Annotated in this window: 21 protein-coding genes and 3 pseudogenes; 12 read left to right on the top strand and 12 right to left on the bottom strand. The window is 44.9% G+C overall.

Features of this window, described 5'->3' with window-relative positions; translation table 11 throughout:
- Positions 1 to 6 precede the first annotated feature (6 nt).
- The 3 genes from RE628_RS23790 to RE628_RS23780 all read right to left on the bottom strand — a co-directional run bounded on the left by RE628_RS23790 (position 7) and on the right by RE628_RS23780 (position 2,368).
- Entirely contained in the window at positions 7 to 900 is an 894-nt protein-coding gene (locus RE628_RS23790) for a carbohydrate ABC transporter permease (protein WP_309155598.1), read from the bottom strand.
- A gap of 98 nt (positions 901 to 998) precedes the next feature.
- Complete coding sequence (locus RE628_RS23785; RefSeq protein WP_309159548.1) at positions 999 to 2,117, bottom strand: carbohydrate ABC transporter substrate-binding protein; 1,119 nt, start codon at positions 2,115 to 2,117, stop codon at positions 999 to 1,001.
- Positions 2,118 to 2,119: 2 nt separating this feature from the next.
- A complete protein-coding gene (locus tag RE628_RS23780; protein WP_309155595.1) occupies positions 2,120 to 2,368 on the bottom strand; it encodes a hypothetical protein in 249 nt (82 codons plus the stop codon).
- Between the two features lie 336 nt (positions 2,369 to 2,704).
- Here RE628_RS23780 and RE628_RS23775 point away from each other — a divergent pair, with 336 nt between their 5' ends.
- A complete protein-coding gene (locus RE628_RS23775) occupies positions 2,705 to 4,150 on the top strand; it encodes a carbohydrate ABC transporter substrate-binding protein (protein WP_309155592.1) in 1,446 nt (481 codons plus the stop codon).
- A gap of 3 nt (positions 4,151 to 4,153) precedes the next feature.
- Here the strand turns inward: RE628_RS23775 and RE628_RS23770 are convergent, their stop codons facing one another.
- Together RE628_RS23770 and RE628_RS23765 are read right to left on the bottom strand one after the other, a co-directional pair.
- Positions 4,154 to 5,749, bottom strand: a complete 1,596-nt coding sequence (locus RE628_RS23770) for a response regulator (protein ID WP_309155589.1) — start codon at positions 5,747 to 5,749, stop codon at positions 4,154 to 4,156.
- 16 nt (positions 5,750 to 5,765) lie between these two features.
- Positions 5,766 to 7,514, bottom strand: coding sequence for a sensor histidine kinase (locus RE628_RS23765; RefSeq protein ID WP_309155584.1), 1,749 nt, complete (start codon positions 7,512 to 7,514; stop codon positions 5,766 to 5,768).
- 460 nt (positions 7,515 to 7,974) lie between these two features.
- On the opposite strand from RE628_RS23765, the pseudogene RE628_RS23760 reads away from it, so the two are divergent.
- Positions 7,975 to 8,744 (top strand): annotated as a pseudogene (locus RE628_RS23760) (SDR family oxidoreductase).
- A 96-nt stretch (positions 8,745 to 8,840) separates the two neighbouring features.
- On the opposite strand, the gene RE628_RS23755 reads toward RE628_RS23760, so the two are convergent.
- Positions 8,841 to 9,086: a NifU family protein gene (locus RE628_RS23755; RefSeq protein ID WP_309155582.1), complete on the bottom strand. Its 246-nt coding sequence runs from the start codon at positions 9,084 to 9,086 to the stop codon at positions 8,841 to 8,843.
- Between the two features lie 116 nt (positions 9,087 to 9,202).
- On the opposite strand from RE628_RS23755, the gene RE628_RS23750 reads away from it, so the two are divergent.
- The gene (locus tag RE628_RS23750; RefSeq protein WP_309155581.1) at positions 9,203 to 9,445 is read left to right on the top strand and encodes a YuzB family protein; all 243 of its coding nucleotides are present in this window, start codon (positions 9,203 to 9,205) and stop codon (positions 9,443 to 9,445) included.
- Positions 9,446 to 9,525: 80 nt separating this feature from the next.
- Here RE628_RS23750 and mqnE read toward each other — a convergent pair whose 3' ends face one another.
- On the bottom strand, positions 9,526 to 10,632 hold the full coding sequence (gene mqnE / locus RE628_RS23745) for an aminofutalosine synthase MqnE (RefSeq protein ID WP_309155577.1): 1,107 nt from the start codon (positions 10,630 to 10,632) through the stop codon (positions 9,526 to 9,528).
- Positions 10,633 to 11,044: 412 nt separating this feature from the next.
- Here mqnE and RE628_RS23740 point away from each other — a divergent pair, with 412 nt between their 5' ends.
- Complete coding sequence (locus RE628_RS23740) at positions 11,045 to 11,401, top strand: HesB/IscA family protein (protein ID WP_309155575.1); 357 nt, start codon at positions 11,045 to 11,047, stop codon at positions 11,399 to 11,401.
- 108 nt (positions 11,402 to 11,509) lie between these two features.
- On the opposite strand, the gene RE628_RS23735 is transcribed toward RE628_RS23740, so the two are convergent.
- Complete coding sequence (locus RE628_RS23735; protein ID WP_309155573.1) at positions 11,510 to 12,715, bottom strand: AI-2E family transporter; 1,206 nt, start codon at positions 12,713 to 12,715, stop codon at positions 11,510 to 11,512.
- A gap of 142 nt (positions 12,716 to 12,857) precedes the next feature.
- On the bottom strand, positions 12,858 to 13,058 hold the full coding sequence (locus RE628_RS23730) for a hypothetical protein (protein ID WP_309155571.1): 201 nt from the start codon (positions 13,056 to 13,058) through the stop codon (positions 12,858 to 12,860).
- A 375-nt stretch (positions 13,059 to 13,433) separates the two neighbouring features.
- On the opposite strand from RE628_RS23730, the pseudogene RE628_RS23725 reads away from it, so the two are divergent.
- The 3 genes and pseudogenes from RE628_RS23725 to RE628_RS23715 all read left to right on the top strand — a co-directional run bounded on the left by RE628_RS23725 (position 13,434) and on the right by RE628_RS23715 (position 14,833).
- Positions 13,434 to 14,101: pseudogene (locus RE628_RS23725) on the top strand (YheC/YheD family protein).
- 245 nt (positions 14,102 to 14,346) lie between these two features.
- The gene (locus RE628_RS23720) at positions 14,347 to 14,490 is read left to right on the top strand and encodes a sporulation histidine kinase inhibitor Sda (protein WP_309155569.1); all 144 of its coding nucleotides are present in this window, start codon (positions 14,347 to 14,349) and stop codon (positions 14,488 to 14,490) included.
- Positions 14,491 to 14,596: 106 nt separating this feature from the next.
- Positions 14,597 to 14,833, top strand: coding sequence for a hypothetical protein (locus RE628_RS23715; protein WP_309155566.1), 237 nt, complete (start codon positions 14,597 to 14,599; stop codon positions 14,831 to 14,833).
- Positions 14,834 to 14,935: 102 nt separating this feature from the next.
- Here RE628_RS23715 and RE628_RS23710 read toward each other — a convergent pair.
- A pseudogene (locus RE628_RS23710) lies at positions 14,936 to 15,957 on the bottom strand (NAD(P)/FAD-dependent oxidoreductase).
- A 427-nt stretch (positions 15,958 to 16,384) separates the two neighbouring features.
- Here RE628_RS23710 and RE628_RS23705 point away from each other — a divergent pair.
- Both RE628_RS23705 and RE628_RS23700 read left to right on the top strand, forming a co-directional pair.
- Positions 16,385 to 17,578, top strand: a complete 1,194-nt coding sequence (locus RE628_RS23705; RefSeq protein ID WP_309155563.1) for an NAD(P)/FAD-dependent oxidoreductase — start codon at positions 16,385 to 16,387, stop codon at positions 17,576 to 17,578.
- A 1-nt stretch (position 17,579) separates the two neighbouring features.
- Positions 17,580 to 17,840 carry a hypothetical protein gene (locus RE628_RS23700; protein WP_309155560.1) on the top strand — a complete coding sequence of 87 codons (261 nt, stop codon included), beginning with the start codon at positions 17,580 to 17,582 and terminating at the stop codon, positions 17,838 to 17,840.
- Between the two features lie 245 nt (positions 17,841 to 18,085).
- On the opposite strand, the gene hemQ is transcribed toward RE628_RS23700, so the two are convergent.
- A complete protein-coding gene (gene hemQ / locus RE628_RS23695) occupies positions 18,086 to 18,832 on the bottom strand; it encodes a hydrogen peroxide-dependent heme synthase (RefSeq protein ID WP_309155557.1) in 747 nt (248 codons plus the stop codon).
- Positions 18,833 to 19,036: 204 nt separating this feature from the next.
- On the opposite strand from hemQ, the gene RE628_RS23690 reads away from it, so the two are divergent.
- The 3 genes from RE628_RS23690 (at position 19,037) to dnaI (ending at position 22,132) form a co-directional block, all read left to right on the top strand.
- Positions 19,037 to 19,330, top strand: coding sequence for a YuiB family protein (locus RE628_RS23690; protein WP_127002441.1), 294 nt, complete (start codon positions 19,037 to 19,039; stop codon positions 19,328 to 19,330).
- A 303-nt stretch (positions 19,331 to 19,633) separates the two neighbouring features.
- Positions 19,634 to 21,154, top strand: coding sequence for a replication initiation and membrane attachment family protein (locus tag RE628_RS23685; protein WP_309155549.1), 1,521 nt, complete (start codon positions 19,634 to 19,636; stop codon positions 21,152 to 21,154).
- Between the two features lie 21 nt (positions 21,155 to 21,175).
- Positions 21,176 to 22,132: a primosomal protein DnaI gene (dnaI, locus tag RE628_RS23680; RefSeq protein WP_309155545.1), complete on the top strand. Its 957-nt coding sequence runs from the start codon at positions 21,176 to 21,178 to the stop codon at positions 22,130 to 22,132.
- Between the two features lie 134 nt (positions 22,133 to 22,266).
- Here dnaI and RE628_RS23675 read toward each other — a convergent pair whose 3' ends face one another.
- The gene (locus RE628_RS23675) at positions 22,267 to 22,422 is read right to left on the bottom strand and encodes a YqzM family protein (protein WP_309155542.1); all 156 of its coding nucleotides are present in this window, start codon (positions 22,420 to 22,422) and stop codon (positions 22,267 to 22,269) included.
- Between the last annotated feature and the right edge of the window lie 20 nt (positions 22,423 to 22,442).

Here is a 22,442-nt window from a genome sequence, read left to right as displayed (position 1 = left end):
CCCTCCTTAATATTCCAAATGCTCTCGCTTGGTGACCGCATTCAGGATAGCGGCAAGCGCGAACGAGAACAGAAATACGATAACGCCGATGGCCATACCGTAGCCATATGAGGAATTCGTGTAGGCTTCCTTGTACATATAGCTGAGGAATACCTCGGTCGCACCGTCCGGTCCGCCGCCCGTCATCGCCATGACGAACAGAAAGCTCATATTGATCGTACTGATGATGAAAAAAGTTAGCGTTGTACGAATGTTCGTCCAGATCAGCGGAATGGTGATGCTGAAAAATTGATGAATCCGGCCTGCTCCTTCGAGATCGGCAGATTCATACAGGCTCTCGGGTATATTGGCCATGCTCGCCATATACATCACCATGTAGTAGCCGATCGCTTGCCAGACCATCGCACCGCCAAGACTGTAAATAACGATCTTCTGGTCACCCAGCCAGAGAATCGGGTCTGAGGTGGCGCTGCGGAACAAATTCAGAAATGCGTTTAAGAGTCCGCTGTTTGGGTCATAGATCGCTGAGAAGATTGCACTGATGACGACGATGGACAGGATGTTTGGAATATAAAAGATGATCCGAAAGAAATTTTGTCCTTTTAAGTTCTCGCGCGACAGCATAGATGCAAAGATGAGAGCGAAGGCGAAGGTCACAATCGACACGATGACAATCAGCAGGATACTGTTCTGAAAGGCTTGATAGAATTTATCGCTCTGGAACAGCTTTGTGAAATTTTGCAGTCCTACAAAGGTTTTATGATCTGTATAGCCGCCCCATTTATATAGAGACATGCGGAATACGTCAAACGTAGGAATAATCAGAAAGATGACAAAGAGAATGACTGCAGGCGTAAGACAGAAAAATATGAACCGGCCTTGTCCTTTTCTGTTATTCATGGGTCCAGCTCCCTCCTAAGGTAAAAATAACGGTGGACAGCCAGGGCTGACCACCATCATTTTTAATATGCTTGCTTAGCTCATAACGGGCGGATTGCCTAATTCTTCAATGCACCACGCAGAGCATCGCTCGCTTTTGTAATAGCTTCGATCCATTGATCTTTTGTCTTGGACTTGTTCACCAAGGAATCCACTGTACCGAATACAGTATCCGAGATGCTTACGCCTTCCACTGGATCTGTAGTCGAAAATGCGCCCATGGCAGCTTTGGCGCCGGAATCATAAATGCTGTAGAACAACTTGTTATCGCCTTCAAGCTTGTCGGACATCCCCTTAATCGGTTGTACCGCTCCAACCTTAGCGAAGATGGATGCCGCTTCATCGGAATACAAATAAGCGATGAATTGCTTGGCCAGATCAGCGTTCTCCGCTTTGGCCGGAACCCAGATTTGCTCAAAGAACGTATAGGAGTAACGATCTCCGTCTTGAGAAAGGGCAGGCAATGCGGTGAAGCCCCATTTGAAGCCATCGGCGCGTGGTGCCTTTTCCATCTCTCCTACTACCCAAGTTCCATTCGGCATGAACAAAGCCTTGTTATCGAGGATCAATTGCTGATTTTTAATATAATTATCTTTGTTGCCGTTGGCAGGTACGGTCTTTTCTGTGTAACTAGCCAATTTATCTACAACGTCGAATGCTTTAGCGGCTTCTGGTGTTTGCCAGATTCCATCTGTATAATTCATCGCACTTTTGAAGAATTCAGGTCCGCCGGTCTCGTTAAGTAATGCGTAGAAGAGGGCGTCGAAATAGCCAGTAGTCGGATAGGCGAATAAAGAGATACCTTCGGCTTTGGCTTTGTCGCCCAGCGCCCACATTTCATCCCAGGTTTTCGGTACATCCCAACCCTTTTGTTCGAACAATCCGGCGTTATAGAACAGGCCGCAAGGGCTATAGAACATTGGCATCAAGTAGGTCTTACCATCTCCATAAGGATTGGTGATTGAAGTATCGGTAAAGCCTGGAATAATCTTGTCACCGACGGTAGCGCTTTCACCAGGGACCGTCATATAGAGTACATCTGTAAGATCAGTGAGGTTGTTATCCTTAACGAAGGTTTCTGTTAGGCCTTTTGGCTGGCCCACTGCCAGATGGATGACGTCGGGGAAGTCACCAGATTTCATGCCCGGTCCGATAACATCTTCAAGGTTCTTGTCGATAGTCAGTTCGACCTTGACATGGGGGTTACTTTCTCGAAAGCGGTTGCAATTTCATGCCATACATCTGCACCGTAAGCGGTTTCCAAAGCGGATACTTTTAAAGTACGTGTCTCGTTGCTGGATGTTTGAGTGTTGGCCTTTGCTGGCGCATTCCCTGAATTGGAGCCTGTGCTGCTACTGTTATTGCCGCCGCACGCAGCTAGACTTAATGTAAGTGTTGCCGCGAGTGCAAGGCTAAGAAGCTTTTTCATGTTTACCCCTCCTGAATTTGTCTGTACAAATATTTGTGTTGCGATATTGCAGATTTCACGGAAATCAATTCATTTGGATGATGCTGAATGACTTCCCGCATATTCAAATTAGCCTATCCGAAACCTTGCTTTCAATGGGTTCCGGCGATGTCATGAGAATAGTCCATGGATATGCAAAAATTATCTATAATCGGAGTCTGGATAGGGGCTACGTCATTCATAACATAGGAATAAAGCTAATTTTGTACATGGATTTTTACGCTTATGAGGGAGGATCGAATGTTATAGTAGAATGAAAGGGTATAAGACTTAATAGGATCTAGGAGCCGAAGCGCCATGAAGAAAAAAGTTAGCTTATTAGTAATTGTAGCGATAAGTCTCTTCTGTATTATTTATATAAGTAACCATCTCATTATTGGCCGTGGGTTGGAGCAGACTTCAGGTGAAGTAATCTCGAATGGTGATCAGAATAATGCCGCGGGAAAGTTCAAGAATAAGGAATTGAGCATTGCGGTATTTATGGGAGGATATAGCCCTGAATATTGGAAGGAGATCGTCAGCAAATTTGAAGCAGCCTATCCTGGGGTCAAGGTTGATATGACGATTAGCCCGAGGATTGGTGATGTTGTACGGCCTCAGCTCGTCGCGGGCAATCCGCCGGATCTGTTAGCAGTTGCCGATACGGAGCAGAGCGGCTTAATTACTTCATTGGTGAAAGAGCAGGGCCTGCTTGATCTTACAGATGTATTTGAGAGTAAGGCACTCGATAAAGATATGAAGCTCAAGGATATGATTCTGCCGGGAATGCTTGAGAGCACGAGATTCTCGCCTTATCAGGATGGCAAAATATACATGGCACCGTTCAATGCAGGGCCAATGGGCCTTATCTACAATAAGAATCTGTTCCGAGAGAAGGGGTGGAAACCGCCGGAGACTTGGGACGAGTTCTTTGCGCTGGGTAAGGAATTAGAGAAAGAGGAGAATTACCTGACCGATACGAACGGCCATAAGATTAAGAGGGCTCTGTTTACCTATCAGGGGATTTATCCGGATTATCTGGAGGAGATCATGTATCCTTCTCTAGCGAATGCGGCGGGAATGGATCAATTGAAGAAGATCTTCTCCTATGAGCCAGGTTCGTTCAAGACGGAGGAAGTAAAGCAGGTTCTGGACACCTTCGCAAAGATCGGGAAAGAAGGCTATTTAATGGACGGTACGGTGAATTTGAACCATACCCAGTCTCAGACCGATATGATGCAGGGTAAGGCCATCTTTATCGTTAACGGCAATTGGATGGAGAACGAAATGAAGGATTCGCCGCGGGAAGAGGGCTTCGAATTCGGCATGATTCCTGTGCAGGTCTTCCACAAGGACGACGAGCGCTACATTTTGTCTAGTTATGAGCAATTCTCGATTCCTCTCCGAGCCAAAAACCCGGAACTGGCTAAGGAGTTTCTCAAGTTCCTCTACACTGATGAATCGGTCAAATTGTTCGCGGAGAAATCCAATGGTATCTTTGCTCTGAAGGGAGCCCAGGAGCTCTCGAAGCCCTACCTGACACCAGGCGTATACGAAATGTTCAACGCTTATGAAGGAGCAACGACGATCTTTCAAGATTGGAAGGCACTACCGAAGGGATCGAAGATTGATATTAAAAATGCTCTATTCAGACAGTCCATGACACCGATCATGACGGGGAAGATGACGACAGAACAATGGATGGAACGGGTGGAGCATGTCTTCGCGCAGATTCAGTCAGAGATGCACACACCCGTAAAATAGATTCTATTTCGCCTGCTTATTTTGGCCAGTATATTTCGAGGGAGAAATGCCGAACTGTTTCTTAAATAGCCGGTTGAAGTAGAATTGATCGCTGATACCTACGAGGGCAGCTACTTCCTTCATATAAGTATGTCCACCGGCAATCAAAGCGGCGGCCTTATTCATCTTCACCGTATTGATATAGCTAATCGGGCTCATGCCGACCTGTTCTTTGAAGACACGACATAGATAGTTCTCACTGAAATTCACGTAGGTTGAGATCATTTCCAGCGTGATTTTATCTTGGTAATGGGCTTCGACATAGTCCATGACATTTAGTACGACCTTCTTCAGGGCAGGCGCATCGGAAGAGTCGTTCACCAGACTAAGATGTCCGAAGGCCAATGCGGCGGTATCCAATAAGGAAGCTGTATCTTTGCAATGCAGTAGAGCTTTCTTATGGCGTTCATATTCCTCTTCATGATTGATTCGTACTTTGTCCTCACATAATGGAATGTACTCGAGGCATTTGAGTATAAAGGCTTTGACAACGGTAGGATGGATGCCGCTCTGTCTGCACTGCCCGATAAATTCCTCAAGCAGAGCTGGGATGGTTTCTCGTCCCAGCTCTTGCCAGTGGCGTAGAAGAGAGTTGGAATAGTCCACGTAATTAGCATGCTCCAGCTCCAGCAGAAACCTGACATCCTGCTCGTAGATTACGGAAGAATGCTCATAGAAGTTCATGTTCAAGGCATCTTTACAAGCCCAATAGGCCCTCCTTGCTTCCTCGTAGCCTTTGATTCCATGGGAATAGACAATCAGCGGCTCTACAGAAATGTACATCTGGATTAACTTGTGTATTTTGTTGATGAAGCTGAGTGGATCGCCCTGGTGCTTCTCTAACTGCTTCTTGGAGATCATGGCTGCGATGCCGCCCATACCAACCTGGAACAGTTCAATGTCGCTAGCGTCATCGATGAGATCGAGAATCGTATTCTCAATGAACGCGAGGGAAATGTCGGATTTCTCATTATGGCCTGCGGATTTGTCCTGGTCGAATGTAATATAGAACAGATAGCAAGGGGTATCCGTCATATTCAGCTTGATTTGCTTGTCCTGTACGAAATGCTCCAGCTCATAGTCTGCATCATTAAAATAATCCTTCAGAATAGAATTCTTCACACTTTTGAGGCTGTTCTGCATCATTTGTCTCATATCCTGCTCCTGCAGGGATTGCTGCCGTTCCTCGAGCAGCTTGGCAGTCTTGTGCAACTGGGCAATCAGATCATCGGTCTTGATACTGATCTTGAGCATATAATCGACGGCGCCCAGTAGTAGAGCTTCGCGGACTAGCTCATAATCGCCAAAGTTGCTGGCGACGATCACCTTGCCAGGATAGTTCAGGTTGTTCAATTCTCGGATTAATTGCAGACCGTCCATATTCGGCATTTTCAGATCGGTAATGATGATGTCAGGGTGTAATTTCTCAATTAATGCTAGCGCCTCTGCTCCATCTGAAGCGGTTCCACAGATTGGGAAGCCAAGAGCCTCCCAGGCAATCATCGTTCTCAGTGCGATTTTTACGATAGGTTCGTCATCAACTAGCAGTACATTATACATTGAGATACCTCCTCATCTAAGGTGTCTTATGCGTAGGAATAATTATTTTACAGCAGGTGCCTTCTCCAATAACACTGGTAATGAAGAGTCCGTAGTGTTCCCCATAATAGAGCTTGATTCTCTCGTCCACATTGGTTATTCCGATCCCTGACAGCTTCTTGTTATTCGCCGCCGTATCCGGGTCATGGACTACGCTTGTATCGAAGCCTTTACCGTTATCGATAATCTCGATGCTGATGAGATCATCCTTCTGTTGGACTTTGATCTTAATCTCAATTGCTTTGCTATGCTCCGACAATCCATGGATAATCGCATTCTCGGCAACAGGCTGCAGGATGAATTTTGGGATTAGACAATCGAGTAGTTCCTCATCAATGTCATATTCAACTTGGAAGCTGTCGGCATAGCGAATTTTCTGTATTTCAAAATAATTGCTCAGATTATCGATTTCCTGACGGATTGTAATTTGCTCGTCACGGTCCAGGATCGTGCTGCGCAGCAGCTCTGATAAGGAACTGATCCCGTTGCTCAGTACAGGAACATGATTAATAATGGCAAGCCAACGCAGTGTGTTAAGCGTATTGAACAGGAAGTGGGGATTGATCTGTGACTGCAGCATCTGAAGCTCCAATTCCCGTTTTCGCTTCTGGTCCAACCTCTGGTTATGCATCAAGTGCTCGATTTCATCCACCATCATATTAATTTTGTAGGAGAGAATCCCCATCTCGTCCTCCTGATCATCCTTAATTCGATTAGAGAAGTTACCTGTCGATATTTGATTGCAGAAGCTGATAATCTTCTTAATCGGTTTGACAATGCTGCTGCTCATAAAAGAGATAATAATGATGCAGGTTATGGCCATCAGGATCATAATAATCGTCATGCTGACGGTAATCTTGCTCGTCTCCGAATTGATATAGGAGAAGGGCATCATGGAGATGAGATACCAGCCGATTTGTTCATTGTATATATAGGAGACCTGCTGCCCTGCATTATTCACCTGTAGGGAGAAGGAATGGACGTCCCGTTGTTGATGTTCTTTAATTTGCCGAATGAGATCGGGGTCGGCATAAGGCCCGCCCAGAGGAATCTCTTCGTCATTGGTTGACAGTACGCTTCCGTCGCGGCCCATAATCATCAGTTTGGAACCGGTTCCAAGATTAACGCTGGATAGAATATTTCTGGAGAACAAGTCCCCGCTAATAAAAATAAAAGCATAACCGATGGGCACCGTACTATCGTCCATAGCATGAATCTTGCGCCCGAGCACAACCGTATCATACGAACGGATTGTCTTGACATAAGTAAGGCCGTCGTAGGGGGCATTGGCATCCACATCATGCATTGCCTTCTCTAGAGAGTGATTATCGACCGTCTCGAAACCTAATTCATAGAAAAGACGATGGTTCGCGTCGAATATGCTTACGTTGACAACATGAGATGGAAATATCGTACGAAATATTGCGTCCATTGCATCCTCTTTGGCTGTTTCATTAATTTGCTGATGATCTAATCCCTTGGACAGGCTTTCCTGTACGAAATTGTTAGTTGAGATGGAGCCGCATAGAAATTGATAGTTCTGCAGCTCGGCCAGCAGATTTTTGTTGACCAGAGTTAATGCCTGGAACGTCGATTTGCTGAGCTTATCATTGATGGATTGCGAATACAGCTGATAAGAATAGTAGCCAAGGAACAGGATTGGAAGGATAGACACGACTAAGAAGGTACCAATTAATCGATGCTGGATTTTAAATTGACGTAACATACAATTGCCCCTTCAATTTGTTAAACATATTTTATCATAGCTTTGCAGCCCCACCAGTAATTCTAACGTCATTTGCTGCGACTAGATAGAATAATCCATAAAGTAAATAAAATAGTCTATTTTAAATGGAAAATAAATGGTAGATCTGAATGCTATAGACAAATGCGTTTGAGGGAATGCTTCAAATCTCTTATACTTAATAAAAAGGGATTAAGTACGTGATCAAAAAGCCCGATATCTATTTTGAGTAACCTCTTTAAGTGTGAGTTCAAAAAGGCCGGTTTTCAGCACCGAGAAGGTTGGATGAAGCTAGGGACTGAGGAGCGGAGCGTAGGCAAAACCTACGTGAGCACCGGAAGGCCCTGCTGAATTCAAGATTCGATGTCGAATAGCTTTATGATCTACTTCGTGATCAAAAGTGGACTTTTTGAACAACCTTTAAAAAGAAGGAGGACAAAAGATGCGAAAAGTCGCCCTTATTACCGGAAGTGCCAAAGGTCTTGGGAAGAAGACAGCGCTAATGCTGGCGGAGCAGGGATGCGATATTGCGATAAATTATGTACATAGTGAGCGGGAAGCACTGCTTCTGCAGAGCGAGATCGAAGGAATGGGCGTACGTGCGATTGCGGTTAAGACGGATATTTCTCGCAGGGAGCAGCTTGAAGGTCTAGTGCAACAGGTGAATGATCGGCTAGGTACAGTGGACATACTTGTGAATAACGCGGGTCCGTTTATTCGTGAGCGGCGCATGTTCACAGACTATGATCAGGCGGATATCATGGCGATGATTGACGGCAATCTGGTTGGGACGATGTTGCTGGATCATCTTGTCCTGCCGGGGATGCGAAAGAAGGGATGGGGAAGGATTATCCATTTTGGCTTTGGTCATGCCGCTGAGTCCCGTGCTTGGCCGCATCGGGCTGTATATGCTGCTGCCAAGACCGGACTTGTCTCCTTCACCAAGACACTAGCCGTTGAGGAGGCATCATTTGGCATCACGGTGAATATGGTGTGCCCTGGAGACATTCGTGGTGGCAACAAAGAGATTTCCATCCAAGAGGCTCGCGAGCTATCTGATGGGGAGACTCCTCTTGGTCGGCCGGGCAGTGGGGAGGATATTGCCCGTGTTATCACTTTCTTATGCCATTCGGATTCGGATTTTATTACGGGGAATGTGATGGATATTTCCGGGGACTAGATCCGATACGGCCCTGGATCAAGCAATCTTGAGATCGATAATATGAAAAAACCTGGCCCTTTCGTTATAACGAAGGGGCCAGGTTCATGATACAGCATAAATGCTGGATTTAATTCCGTAGGACGTCCTTAGAATACTTGTACAACCTCTTGAACGCCGTCTACTTCTTCGAACAGTGCGCGCTCGATCCCTGCTTTCAGGGTGATCGTCGAGCTTGGGCAACTACCGCAAGCACCTACCAGCTTCAACTTGACGATTCCGTCTTCGACGTCGACCAGTTCTACGTCACCGCCGTCACGTTGCAGGAATGGACGAAGTTTGTCCAGTACTTCGGATACTTCGTCATATAATTTATCTTGTACATTTTCACTCATTGTCTTCAGCTCCTTTCGCATCTTATTATATTACATATAACTTTAAATTTAAATGCTTATAGAGTTTATTAATAATTATGCTTGTGACCAAGCCTGAATATATGGAGGAGATTCGCGTGCGAGCCATTATAGAGTATTGTACCCACAATACAGCCCATGGTACTGAGGAAATTATGGATAAACTAAGAGAGCAGCCCAATTGCGATGTCTATGAATACGGATGTTTGACAAGCTGTGGTCTATGTTATTTGTCGCCATATGCGCTTGTGAATGGGGAGAGCGTCGAAGCCGAGACCGCAGAAGCGTTACACGAACGGATTATTGCCGAGATCAGGGAGATCGAGCTGATAGATGACTAGAGGCTTGGTTACATTCAAGGTGAAAATAACACAGCCGGAGGATAGGTTCCTATCCCCCGGCTGTTGAATATCAGTCGAGATTATTCGTAAATTTCGATCTCATTATAGAAGGTGTCACGTTCCACCGGAATTCTGCCAGCACCTTTAATCAACCACATCAATTCCTTACGGGTTAGTCCTTCAGGTGTGTTGGCTCCAGCCGCATGGCTGATCCGTTCTCTAACGAGCGTTCCGTGTACATCGGATGCTCCGAAAGCCAGTGCCATCTGAGTGAGCTGTACGCCGATGTTGATGAAGTAAGCCTTGATATGTTGAATGTTGTCCAGCATTAGGCGGCTGATCGCGATCGTCTTCAAATCCTCGAAGGCGGAGTTGCGGCGCATGATTCCAGCATTCTTGTTACGAGGCTGCATGGATAATGGGATAAATACCATGAATCCTCCTGTCTCATCCTGTAGCTCGCGAATTTGTGTCATATGACGTACGCGATCTTCATGGGTTTCAATAGCTCCATACAGCATTGTAGTATGCGTCTTCATTCCCAACTGATGAGCTGTACGATGGACATCCAGATATTGATCAACATTAGCCTTCTCGACCTTCATCTTCTCGCGGTATTGATCGGACAGAATCTCCGCTCCGCCGCCCGTCAGCGATTTAAGGCCTGCCTGCTGCAGCGCCATAAGCACTTCCTTCGTGCTTAGCCCGCTAATGCGAGTGAAGAACTCGATCTCAGCAGCCGTGTAGGCCTTGAGCGTTACCTCAGGGAAACGTTCATGTAGTGCCTTCAGCGAGTCGACATAATATTGGAACGGAACATGTTGATTATGTCCGCCTGTAATATGGAATTCGCGTACGCCTGGATGAATATGCTGCTCAACGTAAGTGATCATTTCTGCCCCGGACAATGTGTACGCGCCATCTTCTCCTTCATCGCGTCGGAAGTTACAGAATGCGCAGTGCGATTCACAGACATTAGTGAAGTATAAGGTCATGTTTTCGATGAAATAGACCTTCTTGCCATTTTTTCTTAAATTGACCTCATTGGCCAGTTGGCCGATTGTTAGAATATCATCACTCTCGTACAGGTATACCCCGTCCTCAAGAGTTAATCGCTCACCGTTTCTTACTTTATTAACGATTTCAAGCATTCTTTGATCGGTTGTCTCAATCACTGTTGGAATCATGATATTACCTCCGTTTCTGGTTTGGATCTGAACTGTGAAAAAAATGAACGAAATAGCCCATACGTTATCCGGCTTATATGGATGCAATTTTCATCATATCCCGTTAAAACTTCTTAAATTCCTTAGCTTATAATGTGAATTCAACCTTCTCGGTGCCGATTCTACTTCCTGATTCACTTTGTGATCAAAAGCGGAACAACCCTTATTATAAACCTTGAATCTTATAGGCGGCAATAAGTCTGGAAGAAAAGACTTAAATTTTAGAGGAAAAACATGACAATTATAGAGATGTAATTGAACCAGTCTCTTGAGGGGACTTGCCATGTGGAGTATACTTTTAATAATGAGAATTCAAAAAAGCAGCATTATTTTTTGAATGACCTCTTGAATAGGAATCCTAAGGAGGGCTAAAATGATTGAAATTTCTGAAAGTGCCATCGAGCGAATCAAAGATATGCTGGCCGAACAGGAAATACCGGATATGTTCTTGCGTTTAGCGGTGAAACCAGGCGGATGCAGCGGCTTCTCATATAGTATGGGTCTGGACGATGAAGAGAGTGAAGCAGATGTGTTTATGGATATCAAGGGCGTAAAAGTTGTCGTGGAGAAAGAGGATCTTCGCTACCTGAACGGTCTTGAAATCGATTTTCAAGAATCTGGAATGAGCGGTGGATTTACCATCCATAATCCAAATGCCACCGCTACCTGCGGCTGTGGACAGTCCTTCCGCATGCGTGATGAAGAGGGCAAACCGGAGCTTTGTGATTAGAAGTTCCTTGTTCATGATGCTGAGCATTTAGCTCGTAGAAATGGCAAAAAGCACAGTTCCCACGGAAGTCTCCGTGAGGGCTGTGCTTTTTAATATTAGGTCAAAGTTTTAATTATCGGTTAGTGGAGGTTGGCCACTGTCTACTGTCTGAGGCTTGCCCTCATTCGTCTCATCCGGTTCAATCGGATCATATAAATGGGAACGTTGCTCAAACCATTTAAAGAGATGAGTCACGATTACTTTAAGAACCGCATATCCTGGAACAGCCAGTAGGATACCGATGAAACCGTAAAGATGACCTGCAGTCAGAATAACGAAAATAATCGTTATAGGGTGAACCCGTAGCTTTTTGCCCATAATTTGCGGCGAAATAAGTTTGGCTTCGATGAATTGCACAACTGCCCATACGATGATTAGCTTGAACAACATTAACGGTGAGGTAACAGATGCGATAATTAGCGCTGGCGTAAAGGCGATTGCTGGACCCAGATAAGGAACGATATTGGTAAAGGAAGCAATCAGAGCCAGAATTAATGAGTAATCCAGTCCAATAATCAAAAACCCGATATACATCAATATTCCGACAGAGAAGCTGACGATGATTTGCCCACGGATGTAATGGCTAATCTGGTCGTTCATTTCGGTCATGACCGTATGTGTGTTCTCCCGAAACCTGCTGGGTACAAATCTCAAAAAGTAATGTGGAAGCTTCTTCCCGTCCTTGAGTAGATAGAACAGGATAAAAGGTATGGTTGCGATCGTAAGAACCACATCCTTGAGTGCGCCTAAGAAGCCGCCGATGCCCGACCATGCAGTATTCATGATTTTTGTAGCCTGCTGGGATAATGTCTCTCCAACACTTGTTGGATCAAAGCCCGTAGTCGTCTGGAACTGGTGAAAGATGTCACTTCCGGTTAGACTCTCGAATTGCAGCTGCACCTCATAGCTGTATTCTGGAAAATTATCTATAAGCCGGGTAATCTGCTCCTGAAGAGGTGGGATTACAGAGACGATAACGATAGTAATCAGGCCAATAATGAGCAAGTAAAGGCCTGCAATTGTATAGATGCGTTTGATCCCTTTCTTCTCCAACCAATTGACTAATGGATTAAGCAAGTAATAGAGGGCACCTGTCAATAATATTGGAGGAAGTACAGTTTTAAGCAGTACCGTTAATGGCCTGAATACGAAAGAAATTTTGTCGAAGACGAATATATTTAAACCGATCAAGAGCAAGATCAATAGAAAAAGAACGAAACGGTTGTTAATGAACAGATTCTTGAACCTTCCGCTCCATGTCTGTGAATTTTCCATATTGGTGTAGAACCTCCCGAGGACTTGTTATATAAATAATACGTTTTAATATGATATAGTTTCAAATTTTTCAGAAAAAAAAGATTCGTGCCCTTTCAATGAATGAAAAGGAACGAATCTCTTTTGTTTGAATATGTAGCAATTAGAAAAATTGCTTGTTGACCATAAGTACGATCATTCCAGCGGCGACGACCGAGAAGATGATACAGCTGATTCCGAGCCCTTTGCGTAATGTCTTAATCGCCTTGAAGCCGAACAGGAACACAGCTACCGTAATCGCTGCTAGTACCAGCGACATTGCAATCATAGCGAACCAATACAATACTTCAAATAAAGCCGACATAATTAGCGCCCCTTCCCGGTGAACCTAAGATCCTCCAATTATATATGAGTTGAACTAAAAGCAAGATCAGTGATAGGCAATAGGGTGAAGTGATTCTGGAGAAGCAAAGTGTTCCCTTTGTGAACGAATTTCTTCTATATTGAATTGTATAAAATCAAAGAAATTCGTGAGCAACAGCGATCGGAAGAACAGTTCACCCGGCTGCCTAGATCTGTTCGTTCAATAGTTCAACTTATATATCTCCTACCTACTATACGTTAAATTTGAAATTTTGCCTAGAAAGCGTTTGCGTTATAAAAGAGGCCATTGACGCGGACAAACATACAAGAAAAAAAATGATAGTTCGAGTATGAATATCACATAACGGAAAGGGGGATGTCACCCGTGGGAAGACAGTTAGCCAATAAGTGGCTCAAGACGGAAGCACTGCTCGGTAACGATAGTGTGGCTGCCCACATACCACAAACTCGTAAGTATAATTCTGAATCCTTGAAACAAATGTTGCACAGTTTCGGTATGGTCGTCATCAAGCCAGTCCGTGGCGGTGGTGGTTATGGCGTAATCAAGGTAACATATTCAGGCGGTACCTATTCATTTACCAATATGTCTAGAAGATCATCCTTTACAAGTTATGATACTATGTTTCGGGCACTGAACCGAACAAAGGTTGGCCGCCCTTATATTATTCAGCAAGGAATCCATCTGGCCAGAATTGGCGGCCGGCCGATCGATTATCGTGTGAAGGTTGTCAAACAGAATGGAAAATGGGTGTATCGAGCGATGGTTGGAAGATTGGCCCGTCCTGGCCTATTCGTTACGAATTTGTGCAAGGGAGGGACTCAGTTGACAGCCCGCACAGCCTTAAGCCAGTCATTGTCTGGGGAATGGCCAGGACGAAACGGGCGGAGATGCGTAAATTAACAAACACATGCGTCGGGATTATGGAGAGATCGTTTCCGGGAATCGGGGAATTGGGCTTTGATTATGGAATCGATGTGAACGGTAGAGTATGGATATTCGAGGTCAACACGAGACCACAATAGAATTCCATCAGCGTAATTAGATCACTTATCACTTCTATATCTAAAAAAAATTTTTCGGAAATTTTGACACAAAAATCCTGTGAATAACTTTTATCCACATTATCCAATTAGATTTTACAGTCAACTACGCACTTTACTAACAAGTTATTCACAGGATTTCCACAGGTGTTTGTGGATAACAGAACGCTTGTTCTGATCGGAGAAACTTGTTATGATTAGAAAAAAATAGAAAGGGTGTATGATCAATGGCGATGTTAACAGATGAAATGTTGCTTGAATCCTATTATCTGGCCACGGAACTGAACCTGGATCGGGAGTTCATCGCACTTCTGTTGGCAGAGATCCATAGACGTGAATTAAATACATCGGACGGTTCTATTTTGCACTAAGTTGGACAAGCTTTGGTTCTCCTAACCTGTGAAATCTCTAGTCACTTCACTCGTAGTTAAGGGGATTCCCAAAGATTAACTCGATAAATATAAGCCTCGTGGCAGTGTGGACATTGGACTACGTGTTCGCAGCCTTCAAGACTGTGGAGTGAGAGAGCGGATGTATATTGATCTGCGGAGCCATAAGGACTATATGGCCCGGCATAATCTTCTCTTCGACCGGCGTTATCCAGAGTATATCCACAATCCGGACAAGCTGCAGTTAATGGGGCCAGGCCGTTGCATAACGGGCAGACATAAAGCAAAGGGTATCTCTCCTTTACGACATCATTTTCCTGCGTAAAGTTAAGATACCCTTTTTATTTAAATCTCATGTAGATTTGATTCTACTTATTTAATAGAAGCTCAAAAGTCCGGTTTCAGCACCGGGAAGGAATAGCCTATCTTATAGCTTCATATTGCTGCTATGACCTGGCGATAGCTTCGCTTCCGGATCGATGTACACCTTGGCGTTGTTTACAGCTGTAGGAGCTTCTCCGAAGCCGACCGCAATCAAATCCAGCTTGCCAGGATAAGTAGCGATATCCCCAGCAGCAAAGATCCCTGGAATCGAAGATTCCATACGCGAATCTACGACAATGGCATTCGATTCAATATCGAGACCCCATTCAGCAATTGGGCCCAGTGAAGATACGAATCCGAAATTAACGATCACATCGTCGACATCAACGATGGATTCTTCCTTCGTCTTGACATGGGTCAGCGTTACTTGCTTGATTTGATCCTCGCCGTGAAGTTCTGTAATCTCTGTTGGCGTTACGATATTAACGCGGGAAGCCATCAGCTTCTCAACACTATGTTCATGAGCCCGGAATTTATCACGACGATGTACGAGCGTTACTTGCTCGGCAATCGGTTCAAGCATGAGCGCCCAATCCACGGCCGAGTCGCCTCCACCGCTAATCAGTACTTTCCGTCCCGGAATTTCTCCATATCGTTGACGAAATAATGCAGATTCTGCTTCTCGAAGGCAAGAGCGTTCTCAAGATCAAGACGACGCGGTTCGAATGCGCCGACGCCTGCGGTGATAATAATAGCGTGGGCGTGATGAACGTCTTTATCGGTCGTTACGATGAAATGCCGCTCATCCTTCTTTTCAATTTGTAGTACTTTCTCCTCAAGACGAATGTCAGGGTTGAACATTTTGAGTTGTTCCGTTAAATTGTTCACTAGTTCCTGACCTGTAACTTTAGGAAAGCCGGCAATATCGTAAATATATTTCTCAGGATAGAGGGCTGCTACTTGTCCGCCTAGCTGAGGCATACTTTCGATTAACTTGACGGAAGCTTTTCTCATTCCACCATAGAAAGCGGCGAACATACCTGCCGGGCCTCCTCCGATAATGAGAAGGTCGGTAAATTCTCCGCTGGCATTCAGGGATGACACAGTCTTACACCTCCAGATCATTTCTTGAAGTTTTATATTGTCATTTCTACTTTATTATAATCGCCCATCGTTGACTTGCAAAGCTAACACGATATTTGTCGAATTTCCAATTTATGCGACCATTGAAATGCCCGCAAGCGGCATAAAATAAGACTTGATCTTTTATACAAAAGTCGATATTATTCAAAATGTATGCACATAAATTTGTGACGAAAAAAGCACATTTGAAAATGGGTATTGTCATTTTTTTTACTACAATTTTGCTTTAAAATGGTTATTAGAGTTACAATAAGGGTTACAATATTTGTGACAAATATCATAAACATCAAGATAGACAAATATACAAACTGATCATTATTTTTTTATGTGGTTATTTTCACATTAAAATAGGATTCGGATAGGAAAAAGTAAAAAAATAGAGTGTTTGAAACTGGAAGGAGTACTAGAGATGAGTACCATACCTAAAATCGTCATTCTCGGTGCTGGATATGGCGGGATTTTAACGGCGCAGCGTCTGCAAAAGGAACTGAATTATAATGAAGCGGATGTAACCTTGGTAAATCGTCACGATTATCATTATTTCACAACGCACCTACATATGCCGGCAGCTGGAACAGATTCGATCGAGCATACCCGGGTGTCCATTTCGAAGCTGATTGATGAATTTAAGATAGATTTGGTTAAATCCAATGTCAAAGAAATTCGTCTGTCTGACCGCAAGGTGATTCTTCAGGATGGGACTTTGTCTTTTGATTATCTAATCATTGCACTGGGTGGAGAGCCTGAATCGTTCGGTATTCCGGGACTATCTGAATACGCGATGACGATTCGCAGCATTAACTCGGTTCGCTTGATTCGCGAGCATATTGAATATCAGTTCGCTCTGTACAAGTTGGATGAGAGCCGGACGGATCGCCTGAATTTTATAGTCGGCGGAGCCGGCTTTAGTGGTATTGAATTCGTTGCCGAATTGGCTGATCGCATTCCGCGCCTTTGCAAAGAATATGATGTGGACCCTAGTCTCGTTAATATTTATAATGTAGAGGCTGCTCCGGCGATATTACCAGGCTTCGACCCTGAACTGGTGGAGTATGCTCAGAATGTGCTTGTGAAGAAGGGTGTTCAGTTCAAGATTGGTATCGCGATCAAGGAGTGCATGGAAGACGGAGTTATATTGGCGAATGGGGAAGTTATACGTTCGGCTACCGTAGTATGGACCGGTGGAATCCGCGGCAACCGTTTGGTAGAGGCCGCTGGCTTCGAGACATCCAGAGGCCGGGTGAAGGTTGACGAATATCTACATGCACCGGGTTATGACCATGTGTTTATTATTGGGGACAACTCAATCATGCTCAATCCAGAAGGTCGACCATATCCGCCGACTGCGCAAATCGCTATGCAGCAAGGGGTGACCTGTGCGCAGAATGTCGTAGCTTCGATTCGTAACAAAGAACTTAAGAAATTCGCTTTCAGTAATAAGGGGACGGTAGCTTCCTTGGGTAAAGGTGAGGCTGTAGCCAGTGCATTCGGCAAGAAGTACAAAGGCTGGGTAGCTGCACAAATCAAGAAGCTGGTCGATATCCGTTATTTATTTATTATCGGCGGGATTCCGCTCGTTCTAAAGAAAGGCAGATTCCTGTAAAATGAGACATTGCAGTGTGCAGGTACGAGGTTTGTTAACCCGAGAAGAATTGGATCGTTATAACGGCTTGATGGAGGTCGGTTCTTATTTGGAGTCGCAAGGACAATATGATTTATCTTATGTTGTCCAGAAGGAAGTCGATATTCTGATTCTGCCTGCCATTGAACGATTGAAGGAGAAGAGCAGGGACCGTGATCGCGCAACAGCGGAATTTCTGGAGTCGCTGCGCAGGCTTGAAGAAGAGGACGATAGCGAAGAATAATAATATTAAGGGGCACCCTCCGATCGGAAGGTGCCCCTTTTTTGAGTTTAGACTAAGCGTTTCAAATCATGTTCAAAAAGTCCGATTTTCAGCACCGAGAAGGTTGGATGAAGCTAGGGCCTGAGGAGCGGAGCGTACGTAGTAGGTACGTGAGCACCGGAAGGCCCGGCTGAATTCAAGATTCGATGCCGAGTGGACTTCCTGATTTACTTCGTGATCAAAAGTGGACTTTTTGACTACATCTATTAGATTTTGAGCATATCTTCGAATAGTTGTTCATTTAACAGATTACCCACGTAGAAGGAGCCGAACTCGCCATAACGGGCACTAACTTCATCAAAGCGCATCTCGTAGACGAGTTTCTTGAAATGTAGCGGGTCATCTGAGAACAGCGTAACTCCCCATTCCCAGTCATCGAGACCAACCGAACCGGAAATGATCTGTTTGACTTTACCGGCATAACTGCGTCCGATCAAACCGTGGCTGCGCATCATCGCGCGTCTCTCGTCCATGGAGAGCATATACCAATTATCGCTTAAATCCCGTTTCTTGTTCATAGGATAGAAGCAGATATGCTTGGACTTGGGAAGAATCGGCTGCAAACGGGCCATGATTTCCGGATTGTCTTTCGGATCTCCTCCACCAGAGGCGAGGTAATTACTAAGTTCTACTACACTGACATATGAATAGGCTTTTTTTGTATATTCGGCAAAGGTCGTTTTATTAAAAGCATTCTCCAGCGCATTCAGCTCCTCAAGCGATTCACGGAGATGCATGAATACAAAATCTGCCTTTTGTCCAATAATCGAATAAACGGCAGTACTACCGGTCTTGGATTGCTCTAATAAGTCCCATTCCTGCAGAAAGTTGTGAAGCTCCTCCAGGGCGCCAGCACGCTCTTCATCGTCGGTTTCTTTCCAGGCCGTCCAGTCCATGGTGCGGAAATCATGGAGAGCATACCAGCCTTCCAGGGTTAATGCAGCTTCATTCATTTGTATGATCACTCCTAAAATAATCATTAGGTAGGCATAAATTTATGCACTGTCACCATTGTATCCTATTATGATCGGCAGGGGCAAATGAAAACGTTATTAAATCATACAAAGTTCATTGCTTTGCAACATTTTTTTTAGTAAACTATCTACTAGTTATAAATTATGTGACCTTTGTTATAGTGTACATAAGGGGTGAGAAACATGGGATGGCTCATCGTATTGATATTGATGGTATTGTTTTTTGTTATGATGTTCGGGATCGGATTTATTCTTAACATGTTAATGAAGACTACCTGGTTCCCAGCTTACGTGTTCGTTATTATCATTGTTCCGGTTGTAGTATACACACTATGGGATCATGATAAGAGTCTAGGACTCTATTTGTCCTCATTCCGTCTTGTTGATTATTTGACTGCTTTGGCGGGTCTGGCAGGGGCGATCTTGAGCGGATGGACGATCCGCAAGTTGCGCTTCGCTGGATATAAGATGTTCTAAACTCTTCTAGGTCGTTTTAAACAAAATGCTAGCATGTACATATTTATGAAGAAAAAGCCGATAATGCTGCGATTTAAGCGTTAATCGGCCTTTTTTTGTCGTTTTTTTAGAATTATTGCCAGGGAAATGGCATGATTTTTGTATGGTTTTAACGATTCAAGCGGAACCATTTTGTGATAGAATAGAGAAACATTGATCGAACGTGCGAGAGTTCAAGGGTCGAATTTCAGAGTTGGATTCGATTTTTGTTAGACGTTTCAATAGAGAATAAAGAATCCAATTGTGTGAAGGAGCGATGAAGCTGTGCGCATGAACAACATGCTGCATTTTACTGAAAATCACCGCTATTGCGTATATCGTGACTTCAGTCTCAGTCCAGTTGACGGGAAGACGCTAAGTCTAATCTATCAACCTATGGTCGGGGCTTTTGCTATTTCACTATATCGGCTTTTGGTTGAGCAGGTGCCTCAAGATCAGGTCGGTTATTCACAGGTCGAGCAGCAGCGGGTGCTGTTCTTGACGCTGGGGATCGATCCAAGCGAGAAGGGGCGTTCTTTGCTCGTAGAGCAGACTTCCAAATTGGAGGCAGTCGGTCTACTGCAGACGAGCCGCATGTATATGACGGATAGTGATGAATATATGTACGAATACGAGCTGCAGCCTCCTTTATCGCCGACAGAATTTTTCAATACTCAGCATCTGACGCTGCTACTGCGCGACAAGATAGGGAAGTTTGCTGTTCTGTCATTGCGTGAACGGTTCTTCAGTAAGGAACCAGGGGATATGTACGGCTTGTCTTACAACAAAGAAAATATTACAGTGCCGTTCTATGATATTTTTGAATTGAACACCCACTCTATCGACTATGAATTGGAGCAGGCAATTGCCGAGACAGCCTTAGCACGTCAGAGTGGAGGGCCAATGGTGGATGAAGAGGAGCAGATTAACTACGCGGATATTATTCTTCGCTTTCCTCGCGATTCGGTGAACCGTGCTCATGTTGAAGGGCTTCGCTTCAATCTGGAAGGGATGGGAGTGCTTAATTTTGTGGCCCATAAATTCGATTTGAGCGTGCAGGATCTTTGCCGTTTACTGGACGAGGATGGGGTATTCGATCCGAGTGGCGGAATCCTGCTGGACGAACTGCAGCACCGGGCTAATCTCCATTTCCGCCAAGGTAAGAGGCGTAAGGAGGAGCGAGAGGTCGCCTATGCCAAGGTCGTCTCTATTTCTTCTCCTCATGAAGAAGAGGCTCAATTGGAAGAGTTCGCGGTACAGATGGAATATTATTTGGAGGTACCGAAGCAATTCATTAATAAATGTGATATTCATCAATACAATATGATGCTTCGCAACGAGCCGTATACGCGCCTGCTCCGAACCTTTTTCCCGGGAGCTGTTCCGGACAATTTACTAGATATCTTTACGAAGATCGATTTGAATTATAAATTGCCTGGCGAAGTCATCAATGTCCTGATTCACTACTTGATGTCATTACTCACTTCCAATACTGATCAGCGGATTAACCGCAATTTTGTGGAGGCTATTGCTTCCAATATGCTGATGAAGCAGATAAATACTTATGAGAAGGCGGTCGGATACATCCGCGAGCAATCCAAGGTGAAGGCAAAATCCGCCTCTGAGTCGCAAGAGGGGACAAACCGCAGACGTACCTACAAAGGGCGCCAGCCTGCTGGTAAGAGCAAACCGGAAATTCCGATTGTGCAAAGCTCTGCCCAGGAAGAGGGCGTCTCCGATGAGGAATTCGCAGAGATGCTGAAGCTTGCGGAACGGATGCAAGCTGGCAAGAATAATGAAGCTTAATGGGAAAGGAGGACGGAAGCGATGGATTCAATCGGTCAAATGCTGTCTGGGATGAAGAATAACAACTTACGCAGGCGGTCGGAGCAACTTAAGGCGGAGCTATTGAACGATCCGCTTGTACTCGAACTGCGTGCGCAGCATCCTGAGTTGGAAGAGGAGCAGTTGGTTCGGGATATGGCCAAGCTGTATCAATATGTGAATGACAGCCGCCATTGTGCCAAGTGTCCCGGGCTTGATCAATGTCCTAATGATTTTCCCGGCCATTTCACGAAATTGTCGGTAGAGAACAACACGCTCGGACCGCAAATTGTCGCCCGTCAGGTACCTTGCTCCAAGCAACTGCAACGGGAGAACGAACTGTTGATTCAGAAGAAGATCCGCAGCTTCTATGTGGATGAACGGGCTCTGAAGGAAGGGTATGACGAAGTCGAGATTCTGACGAAGGATCGCGTTCGTGCTCCTGCTGTGACCCAAGTGCTTCGTTATATTAGCGATACGGAAGAGAATGGACTGCAGCCGCGAGGCTTATTTCTGGAAGGAAACTTCGGAACGGGTAAGACCTTCTTAATGTGCTATCTACTGCATAAGCTGGCGAAGTCAGGGTATTCCGGGGCGATTGTGTATATGCCGGAATTTGTAGAGGATTTGAAATCGATGCTTCAGGATTCGCAGAAGCTGAAGGAGACCGTTGAAGTGATGAAACAGGCGGATCTGCTCATTTTTGACGATATTGGAGCGGAAAATCTGAATCCTTGGGTTCGCGACCATGTAATGGGCTCGATTCTGAATTATCGGATGAACCGCAAGCCGACTTTCTACACCTCGAATTATTCCCTGGATGCGCTGGAGCAGCATCTGAGCTTTACAAGCAAGGATGGGGAAGAACGGCATAAAGGGCAGCGGTTGATGGATCGGATCGCTCCGTTCGTGGACGTGGTTACGGTGACCGGTAGTAATAAGCGCGGCAAGAGATCATAGATCAGATAAATAATTTATCATGCAAAAAGACCTCGGCAATAACCCATGAACGGGATTGCGAGGTCCTCTTTGTGTTATTCAGAAGAGTAAATAGGTAAGATTCTATCTAGGCTGCCTGACCGCCAGCGATCTTGTTAGCTGGCGATAAACTTCAAGATGACCATGCCGAAGAAAATAACGGCCATAAGGGTGGTCATACCGAAGAAACCGTTCATCAAATCAAAAAAATCATTACGTGGTTCTTCATTGATATGCTGGCGTGGGTCGTTCACATGCGGGTTAGCATCCATGCGGGCGAGGCCTCCTTCTA

This window comes from Paenibacillus sp. D2_2 (assembly GCF_031199965.1).
Classification (GTDB): domain Bacteria; phylum Bacillota; class Bacilli; order Paenibacillales; family Paenibacillaceae; genus Fontibacillus.
This window is presented reverse-complemented; position numbering and strand designations above follow the sequence as displayed.

Excerpts from the sequence above, each read along its gene's own strand:
- RE628_RS23790 (WP_309155598.1), bottom strand. The coding sequence starts at position 900 with ATGAATAACAGAAAAGGACAAGGCCGGTTCATATTTTTCTGTCTTACG.
- RE628_RS23780 (WP_309155595.1), bottom strand. The coding sequence starts at position 2,368 with ATGAAAAAGCTTCTTAGCCTTGCACTCGCGGCAACACTTACATTAAGT.
- RE628_RS23775 (WP_309155592.1), top strand. The coding sequence starts at position 2,705 with ATGAAGAAAAAAGTTAGCTTATTAGTAATTGTAGCGATAAGTCTCTTC.
- RE628_RS23770 (WP_309155589.1), bottom strand. The coding sequence starts at position 5,749 with ATGTATAATGTACTGCTAGTTGATGACGAACCTATCGTAAAAATCGCA.
- RE628_RS23765 (WP_309155584.1), bottom strand. The coding sequence starts at position 7,514 with ATGTTACGTCAATTTAAAATCCAGCATCGATTAATTGGTACCTTCTTA.
- RE628_RS23755 (WP_309155582.1), bottom strand. The coding sequence starts at position 9,086 with ATGAGTGAAAATGTACAAGATAAATTATATGACGAAGTATCCGAAGTA.
- mqnE (WP_309155577.1), bottom strand. The coding sequence starts at position 10,632 with ATGATTCCAACAGTGATTGAGACAACCGATCAAAGAATGCTTGAAATC.
- RE628_RS23740 (WP_309155575.1), top strand. The coding sequence starts at position 11,045 with ATGATTGAAATTTCTGAAAGTGCCATCGAGCGAATCAAAGATATGCTG.
- RE628_RS23735 (WP_309155573.1), bottom strand. The coding sequence starts at position 12,715 with ATGGAAAATTCACAGACATGGAGCGGAAGGTTCAAGAATCTGTTCATT.
- RE628_RS23730 (WP_309155571.1), bottom strand. The coding sequence starts at position 13,058 with ATGTCGGCTTTATTTGAAGTATTGTATTGGTTCGCTATGATTGCAATG.
- RE628_RS23720 (WP_309155569.1), top strand. The coding sequence starts at position 14,347 with ATGGCGATGTTAACAGATGAAATGTTGCTTGAATCCTATTATCTGGCC.
- RE628_RS23705 (WP_309155563.1), top strand. The coding sequence starts at position 16,385 with ATGAGTACCATACCTAAAATCGTCATTCTCGGTGCTGGATATGGCGGG.
- RE628_RS23700 (WP_309155560.1), top strand. The coding sequence starts at position 17,580 with ATGAGACATTGCAGTGTGCAGGTACGAGGTTTGTTAACCCGAGAAGAA.
- hemQ (WP_309155557.1), bottom strand. The coding sequence starts at position 18,832 with ATGAATGAAGCTGCATTAACCCTGGAAGGCTGGTATGCTCTCCATGAT.
- RE628_RS23690 (WP_127002441.1), top strand. The coding sequence starts at position 19,037 with ATGGGATGGCTCATCGTATTGATATTGATGGTATTGTTTTTTGTTATG.
- dnaI (WP_309155545.1), top strand. The coding sequence starts at position 21,176 with ATGGATTCAATCGGTCAAATGCTGTCTGGGATGAAGAATAACAACTTA.
- RE628_RS23675 (WP_309155542.1), bottom strand. The coding sequence starts at position 22,422 with ATGGATGCTAACCCGCATGTGAACGACCCACGCCAGCATATCAATGAA.